This window comes from Nocardioides carbamazepini, from assembly GCF_024614185.1.
Taxonomy (GTDB): Bacteria; Actinomycetota; Actinomycetes; order Propionibacteriales; family Nocardioidaceae; genus Nocardioides; species Nocardioides carbamazepini.
Genome location: NZ_JAHTLF010000008.1, coordinates 201,005 through 215,813 on the forward strand (window position 1 = coordinate 201,005; position 14,809 = coordinate 215,813).

Annotated in this window: 13 protein-coding genes; 3 read left to right on the plus strand and 10 right to left on the minus strand. The window is 72.8% G+C overall.

The genetic code is table 11. The features are described from left to right. Positions 1-14: 14 nt before the first annotated feature. From KVF89_RS03470 to trpC, 4 genes are read right to left on the minus strand one after another with little or no spacing between them, the layout of a single operon-like run. Positions 15-608 (minus strand): SCO family protein, encoded by a 594-nt coding sequence (locus KVF89_RS03470; RefSeq protein WP_257423388.1) that lies wholly within the window; start codon positions 606-608, stop codon positions 15-17. Continuing rightward, entirely contained in the window at positions 601-1,425 is an 825-nt protein-coding gene (gene trpA, locus KVF89_RS03475; RefSeq protein WP_257423390.1) for a tryptophan synthase subunit alpha, read from the minus strand. The genes KVF89_RS03470 and trpA overlap by 8 nt, the downstream gene beginning before the upstream one ends. Then, entirely contained in the window at positions 1,422-2,651 is a 1,230-nt protein-coding gene (gene trpB / locus KVF89_RS03480) for a tryptophan synthase subunit beta (RefSeq protein ID WP_257423392.1), read from the minus strand. The genes trpA and trpB overlap by 4 nt, the downstream gene beginning before the upstream one ends. Continuing rightward, complete coding sequence (gene trpC / locus KVF89_RS03485) at positions 2,648-3,472, minus strand: indole-3-glycerol phosphate synthase TrpC (protein WP_257423394.1); 825 nt, start codon at positions 3,470-3,472, stop codon at positions 2,648-2,650. The genes trpB and trpC overlap by 4 nt, the downstream gene beginning before the upstream one ends. 195 nt (positions 3,473-3,667) lie before the next feature. On the opposite strand from trpC, the gene KVF89_RS03490 reads away from it, so the two are divergent. Further along, entirely contained in the window at positions 3,668-4,000 is a 333-nt protein-coding gene (locus KVF89_RS03490) for a DUF4190 domain-containing protein (RefSeq protein ID WP_257423396.1), read from the plus strand. Between the two features lie 74 nt (positions 4,001-4,074). Here KVF89_RS03490 and KVF89_RS03495 read toward each other — a convergent pair whose 3' ends face one another. Genes KVF89_RS03495 through hisI form a run of 4 tightly spaced genes read right to left on the minus strand, consistent with a single transcriptional unit; the run spans position 4,075 to position 5,779 of the window. Then, positions 4,075-4,515 (minus strand): DUF2752 domain-containing protein, encoded by a 441-nt coding sequence (locus KVF89_RS03495; protein WP_257423397.1) that lies wholly within the window; start codon positions 4,513-4,515, stop codon positions 4,075-4,077. A 4-nt stretch (positions 4,516-4,519) separates the two neighbouring features. Then, positions 4,520-4,720 carry an HGxxPAAW family protein gene (locus tag KVF89_RS03500; protein WP_257423399.1) on the minus strand — a complete coding sequence of 67 codons (201 nt, stop codon included), beginning with the start codon at positions 4,718-4,720 and terminating at the stop codon, positions 4,520-4,522. 59 nt (positions 4,721-4,779) lie between these two features. Beyond that, positions 4,780-5,445, minus strand: coding sequence for a Trp biosynthesis-associated membrane protein (locus KVF89_RS03505; protein ID WP_257423401.1), 666 nt, complete (start codon positions 5,443-5,445; stop codon positions 4,780-4,782). Further along, positions 5,429-5,779 carry a phosphoribosyl-AMP cyclohydrolase gene (gene hisI / locus KVF89_RS03510; RefSeq protein ID WP_257423402.1) on the minus strand — a complete coding sequence of 117 codons (351 nt, stop codon included), beginning with the start codon at positions 5,777-5,779 and terminating at the stop codon, positions 5,429-5,431. Before hisI ends, KVF89_RS03505 begins: the two co-directional genes overlap by 17 nt. Positions 5,780-5,918: 139 nt before the next feature. On the opposite strand from hisI, the gene KVF89_RS03515 reads away from it, so the two are divergent. Beyond that, a complete protein-coding gene (locus tag KVF89_RS03515) occupies positions 5,919-9,353 on the plus strand; it encodes a fibronectin type III domain-containing protein (protein ID WP_257423405.1) in 3,435 nt (1,144 codons plus the stop codon). Positions 9,354-9,356: 3 nt separating this feature from the next. Here KVF89_RS03515 and KVF89_RS03520 read toward each other — a convergent pair whose 3' ends face one another. Then, a complete protein-coding gene (locus KVF89_RS03520) occupies positions 9,357-11,189 on the minus strand; it encodes an ABC transporter ATP-binding protein (RefSeq protein WP_257423406.1) in 1,833 nt (610 codons plus the stop codon). Further along, positions 11,186-12,988 carry an ABC transporter ATP-binding protein gene (locus KVF89_RS03525; RefSeq protein ID WP_257423408.1) on the minus strand — a complete coding sequence of 601 codons (1,803 nt, stop codon included), beginning with the start codon at positions 12,986-12,988 and terminating at the stop codon, positions 11,186-11,188. Before KVF89_RS03525 ends, KVF89_RS03520 begins: the two co-directional genes overlap by 4 nt. 111 nt (positions 12,989-13,099) lie before the next feature. Between KVF89_RS03525 and KVF89_RS03530 the strand changes: the two genes are divergently transcribed. Next, positions 13,100-14,809, plus strand: coding sequence for a glycoside hydrolase family 13 protein (locus KVF89_RS03530; protein ID WP_257423410.1), 1,710 nt, complete (start codon positions 13,100-13,102; stop codon positions 14,807-14,809).

Sequence of the window (14,809 nt, forward strand, 5' to 3'; positions counted from 1 at the left end):
GGACGGGTCGGGGGTCAGTCCTCGGTCAGCAGCGTGTGGATGTCGGCGGCGAACTCCGTGCTGGAGGTCTCCTGGTTCCACAGTGCGACCGCGCGATGGCTGCTGTCGATGGCGAGGGTGAAGGTGGAGTGACCACCGAGGTCGTAGCCGCCCGAGGGCAGCTTGACGCCGTCGTTCACATAGATGTGGAGCGGGTCGCCGACGTCGATGATCGTGTCGAGGTCGCCGGTGAGCCCGATGAACCTCTTGTCGTACTCGTCGAGATAGGACCGCAGCGTCTGCTGGTCGTCGCGGGCGGGGTCGGTGGTCACGAAGACCACGTCCACCGCCTTCTGGTCGTCGGCGTCGAGCCGGTTCATGGCAGCCGCGAGGTTGTTCATGACCATGGGACAGAAGTCGGGACAGTGGGTGTAGCCGAAGAACACCACGGTGAGCGGCTTCGTGGTGTCGGCGCCGAGGGAGTACGGCGCCCCGCTGGTGTCGGTCAGCGCGATGTCGGCCGCCTCGTAGGGGTTCTTCAGCCGGCTGCCCGTGAACTCCTCCGGCTCGCTGGTGCAGGCGGACGCGACGAGGCCCAGCATGGCCAGGAGTACGGCGAGCCTACGCACGAACGCCTCCCGCCAGCTCCTCGGTCAGCGCGGCCAGCGCGGCGAGCCCGGCCGCCCGGTCCCCGGGGTGGTTCAGCAGGGTGCGGACGAAAGCCGAGCCCACGATCACGCCGTCGGCGCCGATACCGTTCTTGACGGCCAGCTCGGCCGCCTGGGCGCCGGTGCTGACGCCGACCCCCACTCCGACCGGCAGGTCCGCCCCTCCGGCGGGGCTCAGTGCCTTGGTCCGGGCGACCAGCGGGGCCACACCGGCGGCCGTCGCCTGGGTGGTGCCGGTCACGCCCATGACACCGGTCGCGTAGACGAAACCCCGCGCGGCGGCGGTGGTCATCGCGATCCGCTCGTCGGTCGAGGAGGGCGCGACGAGGAAGACCTTGTCGAGCTCGCGCTCGTCGGCGGCGGCGATCCACTCCGGGGCGAAGTCGGGCGTGAGATCGGGCGTGATCAGCCCCGCTCCCCCGGCATCGGCGAGGTCGCGCGCGAACCGCTCGACGCCGTACCTCTCGACGGGGTTCCAGTAGGTCATCACGAGCGTCGGCGTGCCGGTCGCGGCGACCGCCTCGACCACGCGGAGCACGTCGGCCGTGCGGACGCCGGCGTCGAGCGCCTGCTGGGCGGCCGCCTGGATGGTGGGGCCGTCCATGACCGGATCGCTGTAGGGCAGGCCGATCTCGATGATGTCGCAGCCGGACTCGACCATGACCTTCAGCGCGGCGATGCTGCCCTCGACGTCCGGGAACCCGGCGGGCAGGTAGCCCACCAGGGCGGCGCGGCCCTCTGCCCGCGCTCTCGCGAACGCGGTGCTGGTGCTGCTCACTTCGTCTCCCTCTGCCCCCGGGACCCGGCCTGCCCGAGCCCGAAGTACTCCAGGGCCGTGCCCATGTCCTTGTCGCCGCGCCCGGAGAGGTTGACCAGGATCGTCTGGCCCGGTCGCTCCTCGGCGATCCGCAGCGCCCCCGCGACCGCGTGCGCGGACTCGACGGCCGGGATGATGCCCTCGGTGCGGGCGAGGAGCGCCATCGCGTCCATCGCCTCGGCGTCGGTCACCGGCAGGTAGGAGGCCCGGCCAGCGGCGGACAGCGCCGAGTGCTGGGGCCCCACGCCCGGGTAGTCCAGGCCCGCGGAGATCGAGTGGGACTCGATGGTCTGGCCGTCCTCGTCCTGCAGCACGAAGGTGCGCGCGCCGTGGAGGACGCCGATCGAGCCGGCGAAGATCGTGGCGGCGTGGCGGCCGGTCTCGACCCCGTCGCCACCGGCCTCGAAGCCGTAGATCGCGACCTCGGGGTCGTCGACGAAGCCGGCGAACAGGCCGATCGCGTTGGACCCGCCACCGACGCACGCCGCGACCGCGTCGGGCAGCGTGCCGTACTGGTCGAGGCACTGCCGGCGGGCCTCGTCGCCGATCCCGCGCACGAAGCTGAGGACCAGGCTCGGGAACGGGTGCGGGCCGGCGGCGGTGCCGAACAGGTAGGCCGTCTCGTCGACGCTGGCGACCCAGTCGCGCATCGCCTCGTTGATGGCGTCCTTGAGCGTGCGGGAGCCGCTCGTCACGGGGATGACCTCGGCCCCGAGCAGCTGCATCCGCGCCACGTTGAGGGCCTGCCGCTCGGTGTCGACCTCGCCCATGTAGACCGTGCAGTCGAGGCCGAGGTACGCCGCGGCGGTGGCCGACGCGACACCGTGCTGGCCGGCACCGGTCTCCGCGATCACGCGGGTCTTGCCCATCCGCTGGGTGAGCAGGGCCTGACCGAGCACGTTGCGGATCTTGTGGGCGCCGGTGTGGTTGAGGTCCTCGCGCTTGAGGAGGATGCGGGCACCGGCATGCTCGGAGAGGCGGGTCGCGTCGTAGAGCAGGCTCGGGACGCCGGCGTACTCGTGGAGCAGCCGGTCGAACTCCCCGGTGAAGGCGGGATCGGCCATCGCCTCGCGCCAGGCCACGTCGAGCTCGTCGAGCGCCGCGATCAGCGCCTCCGGCATGAAGCGGCCGCCGAACGCGCCCGTCCCCCCGAACCAGCCGAGCGCGTCGGCTTCGTACGTGCTCATCCCATCCCCTGTTCCGTCGCGCGCAGGCCTGTCATCGCTGCCACTGCCTGACGCGGAGCGCCGTCCTTCACGAGCGCCTCGCCGACGAGCACCACGTCGGCGCCCTCACCGACGAACCGCTCGACGTCCTGTGGTCCGACGATGCCGGACTCGGCGACCAGCACGTGGGCGTCCGGGACGAGAGGGGCGAGCCGGCCGAAGACGTCGAGGTCGACCTCGAGCGTCTTGAGGTTGCGGGCGTTGACGCCGACCAGCTCCGCGCCGACCTCCACCGCGCGGGTCGTCTCCTCCTCGTCGTGGACCTCGAGGAGGACCGTCAGGCCCAGCTCGCGGGCGTAGTCGTGCAGCTGTCGCAGTCGCTCCCCCGGCAGCAGGACCGCCATCAGCAGCGCCAGGTCGGCGCCGGCCGCGCGGGCCTCCAGCAGCTGGTACTCGGTGACGATGAAGTCCTTGCGGAGCAGGGGGACGTCGACCACGGCCCGCACCGCGCGCAGGTCGCCGAGGCTGCCACCGAACCGGCGCTGCTCGGTGAGGACGCTGATCGCGCCGGCGCCACCGGCGGCGTACTCCCGCGCCAGGGCGGCGGGATCGGGGATGTCGGCCAGCGCGCCCTTGCTCGGGCTCTTGCGCTTCACCTCGGCGATCACGCTCGACCCGGGGGCCCGGAAGTGCGGCATCGGGTCCCGCGCCGGGTCGGTGTCGGCGAGCGCCGCCCGCAGGTCCGCCTCGGAGGTGACCGCCCGGCGAGCGTCGAGATCCTCGAGTACTCCGGCGACGATCCCGTCGAGCACCGTGGGCTGGGGGGCCTGGGCGGCCGACATCTGACGCCTCCGTGACTTTCGCAGTGGGCAGGTTCGCTGTGCAGGTTTCGTGGGCCTGCGGCGCGGGGCAAGGTCCGACGGCACCGAGACACCGACGAATGGTGTCGAGTGTGGCACGCGGCCGTTAGGGTTCCACACACCGCCCGGAACTCGGTCGGGCCGCACGACACCTGCTGACCTGAGAAGGGACCCATCGTGAGCTACAACGAGCCGCCCAACTACGGCACCCCGCCTCCCCCGCCGGCCGGCGGCTACGGCACGGGAGGCTTCGCCGGAGGCGACCACCCCCAGGGCACGACCATCTTGATCCTCGGCATCCTCGGCCTCGTCTGCTGCGGCCCGCTGGGCATCGCGGCCTGGGTGATGGGCAACAAGGCGATCCAGGAGATCGACGCCAACCCGAGTGCCTACACCAACCGCGGCACGATCAACGCCGGCCGCATCTGCGGCATGATCGCCTCGATCCTCATGGTCGTCGGCATCGTGGTCTACGGCATCATCTTCGTGGTGGCGCTCGGCAACAGCTGAGCCCATCGCGTCGGCACCGACGACGCCCCCTGTCCCGGCCGGGACAGGGGGCGTCGTACGTCGCGGCGCAGGTGTCAGGGCGCGAGCCAGGAGCCCGCGGGGGTGTTGCGCACGACCGAGAACACGACCATCGCGGCGATCAGCACCGCGGAGACCCGAGCGACGATGCGGCTGTCGGGATCCCAGGCGCGACCGGTCCAGCGACCCGCGCTCCAGCGCCAGAAGATCCACGCGAAGAGCGGAATCGTCGCGACGAAGAGGAGGTTGCTCGACACCGCGTCGAGGAACCGCAGGTCGGTGAGGTCGTTGACCGCACGCAGACCACCGCAGCCGGGGCAGGAGAAGCCCAACGCCGCAGAGGGACACAGCCCCCAGCTGCCCTCGGCGTGAGGGTCGCGGAAGTGCAGGGCGAGCGTCGCGGCGGTGATCCCGCCGGCGACGAGGAACGGCGACGCCATCCGCCGCCGGCGCGCGCTCGCGTCGGTGGCCCGGACGGCGGTCGCCGCGAGGCTCATGGGCTCAGTGACCGGCCTCGTGGAACCCCATCTTGGCCATCACGAGGAAGACGACGCCACCGGCCACGACGACCACGCTGCCGACCCAGAACAGGGGCCAGCTCAGCGGGCTGAGGGACATGCCGATCGCACCCAGGACGAAGCCGACGAGCGAGACCAGGACGGCAGTCCATGCCGCAGGGGTGTTGCCGTGGTTGTCGGCCATGAGTGGGAACTCCTCGCTCGTTCGGGTGAATCAGGTGTGATTCTAGGGGGTCGTGGGGCTCAGCCAGCGGTCGGGCCAGCGGCCGGGCCGTCGGTCCGGTCGTCGGTCGGGTCGTGGCCCTCGTCCAGGGACTTCCACAGGTCGAGGTTCGACTGCTCGGCGGGGTCCTGGTCCGTCGGCGGGGCGATCTCGGGGCCGCCGGTCCCGGGCCCGGAGGTCGGGGCGTCGTACCGGCTGCCCATCTCCGGCCAGGCCGGCACCAGGCGGACCGCCGCCCCCGCCGCCACGAGCGCGAGGAGCGAGCACCCGAGCGCGACCCACAGCCAGACGGTGCGCTCGACGTCGACGGCCTCGAGGTTGAGGCCGAGGCGGGTCGCGAGATCGGCGGTGGCGTCCTGGTCCTGGGCGAAGCCGCCGACGACCACCACCACGCTGATGCCGGCGGACGCCAGCAGGGCGAGCGCGGCCGCCACCCGGCGGACGACCCCGCGGGTGACGAGCAGGACGCCCCACGCCGCGAGGGCGACGAGCGCGAGCGCACCGGCGAGCGGAAACTCGACGGATCGCTCCTGCACGCTCGGCGCGAGCCCGCCGGCCGCGGTGACGGTCGCCTCGGGGATGGACAGCATCTCCTTGTGGCCCGCGACGGCGGCGAAGCCGCTGGCGGCGAGCCCGAGCAGGACGACCGGTCCGAAGGTGGCCCGGGCCTCAGTCATCGAGGTCATCGAGCAGTCCGTCGTCGAAGCAGGTCCGCGTCCCGGTGTGGCAGGCCACCCCGATCTGGTCGACCTTGACGAGCAAGGTGTCGCCGTCGCAGTCGAGGCGCACCTCCTTGACCAGCTGCGGGTTGCCGGAGGTCTCGCCCTTGACCCAGTACTCCTGCCGCGACCGGCTCCAGTACGTCGCCCGGCCCGTGGTGAGCGTGCGGTGCAGGGCCGTGTCGTCCATCCACGCGAGCATGAGCACCTCACCGGAGTCGTGCTGCTGGACGATCGCCGGGACCAGTCCGTCGGGGGTGCGGTGCAGGCGGTCGGCCAGGGCCGGGTCGAGGGAGCTCACAGGCTCCAGTATCGCGAACGGGACCAGCCTGCGTTCCGCGGCGTCCGTAACGAACGAGATCACGTTCTCGTTGAGGGCTCATTGTCCGCGCCATCGGGGGCCCGGCCGCACCGTTCTGTTCCCAGTCCCTGGAGGCACCATGTCCCCCCGCGCTCGTCGCGCAGCCCTGATCCTGCTGGCGCCGGTCACGACCCTCCTGCTGGCGCTCGCCGTGCTCGTGGTCCCCACGGGTGGCGCGGCGGCCGACCCGCTCCCCCAGGTGACCAACGCTCTGCCGCCGACGATCAGTGGTACGGCGAGGTCCGGCGAGGAGCTCCGGGCCGACCCGGGCGTGTGGCACCCTGCCGAGGGGACCACCTTCGCCTATCAGTGGTATTCGAACGGCGACCCGATAGCGGGCGCGACAGCACAGGCCTACACGCCGACGGTGGGTGCTTGGGTCATCAACGGCCGGAAGTTCAGCGTGCAGGCCACCGCGTCGCACGACGGTCACGTCGCCGGGACCGCGGTCTCGGCCGCCGTCACCGTCAAGGCGAGCGGCGGTGGATCCTCGCCGACGAACACCACGGCTCCGGTCATCACCAACGCGGCCGGTGCCGGTGCGCCGGTGGTCGGCATGCCCCTCAGCGCCGACCACGGCACCTGGAGCGCCAGCGGCACCTTCGCCCGGCAGTGGCTGGTGGCGGACACCCCCGTCCCCGGCGCCACCGGACCGTCGTACACCCCGCTCGCCGGGGACGCCGGCAAGCAGATCTCGGTCCGCGTCTACAACACCGTCGGCGGCCTGACCGGCATCGCCGCCTCCGCGCCGACGGCCGCCACCCTCGGCGCACCGGCCCAGGTGGGCAAGCCGACCGCCGTCCGCGGCGACCGCACGGTGGCGGTGTCGTGGGCCGCGCCGGCCGACAACGGATCACCCATCACCAGCTACACCGTCGTGGCCAGCCCCGGCGGCAGCGCGTGTGCCACCACCGACAGCCTGGGCTGCACCGTCACGGGCCTCGAGAACGGCCAGGCCTACACGTTCACGGTCGTGGCGAGCAGCGCTCTGGGCAACAGCCCCGCGTCGCCGGCGTCCGACCCGGCGACCCCGGCCGGGCTGCCCGGTGCTCCCGGCGCGCCCGTCGCCCAGCGCGGCAACGAGTCCGCGACCGTCACGTGGGCCGCGCCCGACGACAACGGCGCCGCGGTCACGGACTACACCGTCACCGCGAGTCCCGGCGGCACCGAGGTCACCGTCGCCGGCGACACGACGTCGGCGACCGTCACGGGCCTGGCGAACGGCACGGCCTACACGTTCACCCTGGTCGCCACGAACGCCGTGGGCACCGGCGCCGCTTCCGCCGCCTCGAACAGCGTCGTCCCGGTCGGCGTTCCCCACCGCGTGGCCACGCCGGCCGCCACCGCCGGTGACGGGTCCGCGACCGTGACCTGGACCGGGGAGGGCAACGAGGGCCAGGACGTCACGAAGTACACCGTGACCACGTCGCCCGGAGGCAACATCGTCACGGTCGACGGCAGCAAGCGGACGGCGACCGTCAGCGGGCTGGCCAACGGGACCGCCTACACCTTCACGGTGGGTGCCACGAACGCCAGCGGTGACGGGCCCGCCTCCGAGCCGTCCGCCGCGGTCACCCCGGCCGGTGCGCCGCTCAAGGTGGCCAAGCCGATCGCCGCCCGCGGCAACCAGTCGGCCTCCGTCGCCTGGACCGCCGCGAACGGCAACGGCTCGCCCGTGACCGGCTACACCGTGACCGCCAGCCCCGGCGGCGCGACGGCGACCGTCGACGGCGCCACGACCCACGCGAGCGTCACGGGCCTCACCAACGGGACGACGTACACGTTCACGGTGCGGGCCACCAACGCGATCGGCGACGGCGCCGCCTCCGACCCGTCGTCCGGCGTCGTCCCGGCGGCGGTCCCGGACCAGGTCGCCCAGCCGAGTGCCGAACGGCGCGACGGCGGCGCGCGGATCACCTGGCCCGCTGCCGGCGGCAACGGGCACGCGGTCACGACGTACACGGTCACGGCGACACCGGGCGGGCGAACCGTCATCGTCGACGGCACCTCCACCGCGGCGACGGTCGACGAGCTCACCAACGGCACGCCGTACACCTTCACCGTCCTCGCCACCAACGCCCTGGGCGCGGGCGCCGTCTCCGCGCCGTCGAACGAGGTGGTCCCGGCCGGGCGCCCCGACCGGGTGGCCACGCCCACGGCGGTACGCGGCGACGCGTCCGCCACCGTCACCTGGAGCGCGCCGGGCGGCAACGGCTCGGCCGTCACCGGCTACACCGTGACGGCCGCTCCCGGCGGCCGGACCGCCACCGTGGCCGGCGACGTCACCACCGCCACGGTCGGCGGCCTCGACAACGGCACGGCCTACACCTTCACCGTCGTCGCCACCAACGACGTCGGGGACGGCCCCGCGTCGCAGTCGTCCGCCGCGATCACCCCGGCAGCGGTGCCCCACCAGGTCACCGGGGTCACGGCGACCCGCGGTGACCGGTCCGCCGTCGTCACCTGGGCCGCGGCGCCCGGGAACGGGTCGGACGTGACGGGCTACACCGTGAAGGCCGCTCCGGGCGGCCGCCAGCTCGTCGTCGCCGGGGCCGGCACCTCCGTCGTCGTGGACGGCCTGGACAACGGGACGGCGTACACCTTCACCGTGACCGCCACCAACGCCCTCGGTGACGGCCCCGCATCCGCGCCGTCGAGCGCGGTCACCCCGGCCGGCGTGCCCGGCACGGTGGCCCGGCCCAGCGTCGTGCGAGGTGACGCGTCGGCCGTGGTGACCTGGAGCGCCGCGAGCGGGAACGGCGCGGTCGTCGAGCGCTACACCGTGCTCAGCTCGCCCGCGGGCGGCGCCTGCGCGACGGCCACGGAGCTGACCTGCACGGTGACCGGCCTGACCAACGGCACCGCCTACACGTTCACCGTCATCGCCACCAACACCGTCGGCAACAGCACGCCGTCGGCGGCCTCCGACGCGGTCACCCCCGCCCCGGCACCGGCCGAGACGCCGGGGACGCCGGACGCCCCGGGCTCGGTGAGCGCCGAGCGTGGCAACCGGTCCGCCACGGTCCGCTGGACCAAGGCGGACGGCAACGGGTCACCCATCACCGGCTACATCGTGACGACCCGCCCCGGCGGTCAGCGGACGATGGTCGGCGCCGACGTGCACGAGGTCGTCGTCCCGGGCCTCCTCAACGGGACGGCCTACACCTTCACGGTGACCGCGACGACGGCGGCCGGGGCGAGCGTCGCCTCGGCTCCGTCGAACAGCGTGGTCCCCGCACGTCGGCCGGGCCGCGTCGCCAAGCCGACCGTCACCTTCAAGGGCGAGCGCCAGAAGCTGGTCGTGACGTGGCGCCAGCCCGCCACCCACGGCACGCCGCTGACCAGGTACGTCGTCCAGGTCAACGGCAGGTCGTGGGAGGTGGCGGCGAGCAAGCACCGCTTCGTGCTCCGCAACGTCGCACCGGGCACCTACCGGGTGAGCGTGGTCGCCGCCAACGAGGTGGGCGACGCCAAGGCGAGCCGGGCCACGACGGTCCGGGTCCGCCGGCCCTAGTCCCTACCGGCCGTGCTGGGCCACCCACGACGCGTGCAACCGCGCGTAGGGCGTGTCCTCCTGCCGCACGAGCACCGCGTGCGGACCGCGCTGGACGATGCGGCCGCGGTCGACGACGACCACGACGTCGGCCGCCTCGGCGGTCGAGAGCCGGTGGGCGATGGTCACCGAGGTGCGCCCGCTCATCAGCCGCTCGAGGGCCCGAGCGATCCGGGTCTCCAGCTCGGGGTCGACGGCGCTGGTCGCCTCGTCGAGGACGAGCAGGTCGGGGTCGGCGAGCTGGGCGCGCAGGAGCGCGACGAGCTGCCGCTCCCCCGCCGACAGCGCCTCGCCGCGCTGGCCGACCCGGGTCTCCACGCCATCGGGGAGGGCGGCCAGCCAGTCGCCGAGACCGATCGTCTCCGCCGCCTCCCGGATCTCCGCCTCGGTGGCACCCAGACGGCCGTAGCGGACATTGGCGGCGAGGGTGTCGTCGAAGAGGAAGCCCTCCTGCGGCACGAGTACGACGCTGCGGCGCAGCGCGCCCTCGGCGATCTCGCGCAGGTCGATGCCATCGAGCAGCACCCGCCCCCGGTCGGGGTCCATCAGCCGCGTCAGCAGCTTGGCGATCGTCGACTTGCCGGAGCCGGTCTCGCCCACGACCGCCACCCGCTGACCGGCGGGGACCTCGAGGTCGATCTCGGAGAGCACCTCGGGCCCACCCGGGTAGGCGAACGAGACGCCGTCGAACCGCACGTCGATCGCGCCCTTCGGCAGGCTGTGCCCGTCCGGCCCCGGATCGACCAGGTCCGCCGGAGTGTCGAGGATCCCGATCACCCGGCGCCAGCCGGCGATCGCGTTCTGGGCGTCGGTGAGGATCTGGGTGCCCATCTGCACCGGGCCGACGAAGAGCGTCACAAGGAACGCGAAGGCGAGCACCTCGCCGGCGGTGATGCCCTCGCCCCACGCGAAGCCCTGGCCCAGCCAGATCCCGACGATCAGCACACCGGCGTTCGCGAAGCCGGCCGAGATGCCGCCGAGACTGAACGAGAACGCGGTGAACCCCTGCGCGCGGGTGCTCGCCGTCTTGTGGATGTCGATCGCGGTGTCGATCCGCTCCTGGGTGCGCGCCTCGATCGCGTACGACTTCACGACCGCGGCGCCCACCACCGGCTCGGAGACCGCGGAGAGCAGGACGCCGACCTGGCGTCGTACCGTTCCGTAGGCGGCGGACAGCTTGCGCTGGAAGTAGCGCAGGCTCAAGAAGAGCGGCGCGAAGCAGATCCAGACCACCAGCGCGAGCTGCCAGCTGTAGAACACCATGACGACGGTCGCGATCAGCATCTGCCCGATGCTGACCACGAAGATCAGACCGCCGAACACCAGGAACTGGCTGACCTGGTCCACATCGCTCGTCACGCGGGACACCAGTGCCCCGCGCCGCTCGGTGCTCTGGGTGAGCAGCGGGAGATCGTGGACGTGGCGGAACGCCTTGACGCGCAGCGTCGCCAGCCCCCGCTCGGCGGAGGAGAACAGCCGGGCCGTCATCGCGTACGACGCCCAGCTGGTCACCACGATCGCGACCGCCGCGGCGAGCGCGAGCCACGTGGTGAAGGTCGGGTCGGGGCCGTCCGGTCCCCGCAGGCCCTTGTCGACGGTCTGTTGGACCGCGATCGGGACGACGACCTGCCCGACCGACGCCAGCACGGCGAGGACCAGGGTCCAGCCCATGCCCTCCACGAGCTCCGGCGAGTGGCGGATGCCGCGGCGGATGGTCTCCCACGCGCCGATGTCCTCGCCCGTGGCGAGGCGGGTGTGCTCGGGCGTGCTCGGGGTCGCGCTCAGGGTCGTGCTCACGGGGCGACCTCCACGACGTCGTTCTCGTGCTCGACCTCGTAGGCGTTGACGAGCCGGGCGTAGTCGGGGTTGCGAGTGACCAGCTCGTCGTGCGGCCCACGGTCGGCGATCCGGCCGTCGACGAGGTAGAGCACCTCGTCGGCCAGCCCGATCGTGGCCTTGCGGTAGGCGACCACGACGAGTGTGGTGTCCTCGGCGCCGAGGCCGGCGAGGATGCGGGCCTCCACCTCCGGGTCGACCGCGGAGGTGGCGTCGTCGAGCACGAGCAGCCGCGGATGCCGGACCAGCGCGCGGGCCAGGGCGAGCCGTTGCCGCTGACCACCCGACAGGGACGCGCCGCGCTCCCCAAGGCGGGTGTCGAGGCCGTCGGGCAGGGCGGCCACGAAGCCGTCGGCCTGCGCGGTGCGCAGCGCGGCCCAGACCTCGCCGTCCGTGGTGTCGGCGTCTGCGCCGCGACGTCCCAGCGTCACATTGCCGCGGACGGTGTCGTCGAAGAGGAAGGCGGTCTGGGGCACGACGGCCAGCGTCTCGGCGAGCCCGCCCCGTCGCAGCTCGCGCAGGTCGGTGCCGTCGACCCGGATCGCGCCCGCATCGACGTCGACCAGCCGGGCGAGCAGGCCGACCAGCGTGCTCTTGCCTGACGCGGTCGCGCCGACGAGGGCCACCGTGCGGCCCGGTGCGACGTCGAAGGTGACGTCCCGCAGCAGCGGCCGGTCGGGGGTGTAGCCGAACGCGGCCCGGTCGACCTCGAGCCGGGCGCCACCCGCCCGGTCGGGGAGGGGGCGGTCGCCGTACTCCATCGCGCCGGTCGCGGCGAGCACCGCCGCCACGCGGCGGTAGCCCACGACGCTGCGCGGGAAGTCGCCCAGCAGCCAGCCGATCGAGCGGATCGGGAACGCCACGACCGTCAGCAGGTAGGCCACGGTCACCACGTCGCCGGCGACGGTCGCCCCGGACACCACGCGGTGGACCCCGATCACCAGGACGACCAGCACCGCCAGGCTCGGCAGGGCCGCGAGGGCCGGGTCGAAGGCCGCGCGGATCCTCCCGACCCGGATGTTGGCCTCGCGCAGCTCCTCGGCCTTGGCCCTGAACCGCTGGGTCTCCTCCGGCTCGCGGCCGAGGGTCTTGACGACGAGCGCACCGTCGAACGACTCGTGGGCGATCTCGGACAGCTCGGCGCGCAGCTCCTGGGCGCGGGTCGCCCAGCCCTGGGCCAGGCGCTGGTAGACGACGTTGATGCCGATGACGAGCGGGAACACGAGCAGGCCGACCGCCGCCAGGACCAGATCGGTCACGAGCATCTGCACGACCGCGATCACCATCATCGCGACCGTGCCGACCGCCATCGGCAGCGGCGCGATCGGTCCCCAGGCGGCCTCGACGTCGGCATTGGCGTTGGAGAGCAGCTCCCCGGTGGGGTGCTTCTGGTGCCAGGCCATCGGCAGGCGGAGGTACTGGCGGGTGACGGCACGGCGGCTGTGGGCCTGCATCCGGTACTGCATGATGCCGGCACCGAGCCGGCGCGCCACGATCCCGACCGCCCGCAGGATCGCCACACCGACGAACAGGCCCAGCACCGCCCACAGCAGGCCGGACCCGATCTCGCCGTCGCGGAAGGCCGGGATCACCACGTGGTCGGTCGACCAGCCGAGCACCCAGGCGTCCGCGACGGTCAGCGCGCCGAAGAGCACGCTCCCGACCGTCGACACCGCGAAGATCCACGGCTCGCGCTTGATGGCCACCCAGAGCACGGAGAACCCGGCGGACGTCGTACCCGTGCTGCCTGCCGTCGCCACCCGAATCCTGCTCCTGCCGGTTCTCGGCGCCACGCGGCGTGCACGGCGCAACGAGCCGTAACTGTGGCACGAGAGCGGCTATTCCGCCGCGCCCGGGGCACCGTCCGGTTCGTGAGGACTGATCAGGACGCTCCCTGGTGGCGCGCCGCCGTCGTCTACCAGGTGTACCCACGCAGCTTCGCCGACAGCGACGGCGATGGTGTCGGCGACCTCGCCGGGATCCGGGAGCACCTCGACCACCTCGAGTGGCTGGGCGTCGACGCTCTCTGGCTCTCCCCGTTCCAGCCCTCCCCCATGGACGACAACGGCTACGACATCAGCGACTACCGGGCCGTCGATCCGATCTACGGGACGCTCGACGACTTCGACGCCCTCGTGGCGGACGCACACGATCGCGGCATCCGGATCGTCCTCGACCTGGTCGCCAACCACACCTCCGACGAGCACCCGTGGTTCCGGCAGTCCCGCTCGGCGAGCGACCACCCGAGGCGGGACTGGTACTGGTGGCGTCGGCCCCGTGACGGCCACGTGCCTGGCCAACACGGCGCGGAGCCCACCAACTGGGGCTCCTTCTTCTCCGGTTCGGCCTGGGCGTGGGACCCCACGTCCGACGAGTACTACCTGCACCTGTTCTCCCCCAAGCAACCCGACCTCAACTGGGAGAACCCGGCCGTGCGACAGGCGATCCACGACGTCGCGCGCTGGTGGCTCCGGCGCGGCGTCGACGGCTTCCGGATGGACGTGATCAACCTGGTGTCCAAGGACCCGGCTCTGCCGGACGGGGTCGTGCGCCCCGGAGAGGAGTACGGCGACCTCGGCCGCTCGGTCGTCGACGGACCACGCGTGCACGAGTACCTCGCCGAGTTCCGGCGCGAGGTGTTCGGCGACCGGACCGACGTCGTGCTGCTCGTCGGTGAGGCTCCCGGCACCGGTCTCGAGGAGGCCCGGCGCTACACGCACCCCGATCGGCGAGAACTCGACATGGTGTTCCACTTCGAGCACGTCAACGTCGACCGCGGAGAGTTCAAGTGGGACCTGCGGCCGTTCTCGGTCCCGGCGCTGCGCCGGGTGCTCGCCACCTGGCAGGTCGGCCTGGCCGACTGCTGGAACGCGCTCTACTGGGACAACCACGACCAACCCCGGGTGGTGTCGCGGTTCGGCGACGTGACGCGCTTCCGTGACGCCTCCGCCAAGGCCCTGGCGACCGTGCTCCACCTGCAGCGCGGCACCCCGTTCGTGTTCCAGGGCGACGAGATCGGCATGGCCAACTATCCGTTCACGACGATCGAGGACTTCGACGACATCGAGTCGGTCAACCACTACCGGCGCTCGGTCGCGCTCGGGGTGGCGCCGGAGGACGTGCTCGTGTCGCTGCGCGCGATGAGCCGCGACAACGGGCGCACGCCGATGCAGTGGGACGACGGGCCGCAGGCCGGCTTCACCCGGGGCCGCCCGTGGCGCCCGGTCAATCCCGACCACGTCGACGTCAATGTGGCCGCCCAGCGCGAGGTTCCCGGCTCGGTGCTGCACCACTACCGAGACCTGATCCGGCTGCGGCACGAGGAGCCGGTCGTCGTGGAGGGCACCTTCAGCCTGCTCGCCGCCGAGCACGACCACCTGTTCGCCTTCACCCGTGAGCACGGCGACACGACGCTCGTCGTCGTGGCGAACCTGTCGTCCGGCCGGGTCGGTCTCCCGGACGACGTGCGTGAGGCCTGCGAGGGCGCCGCGCTGGTGCTCGGCGAGCGGGCGGCCGGCGTACTCGATCCATGGGAGTCGCGCGTGCTGCGACGCACCCGAGCACCGGAAGGAGCGACCTGA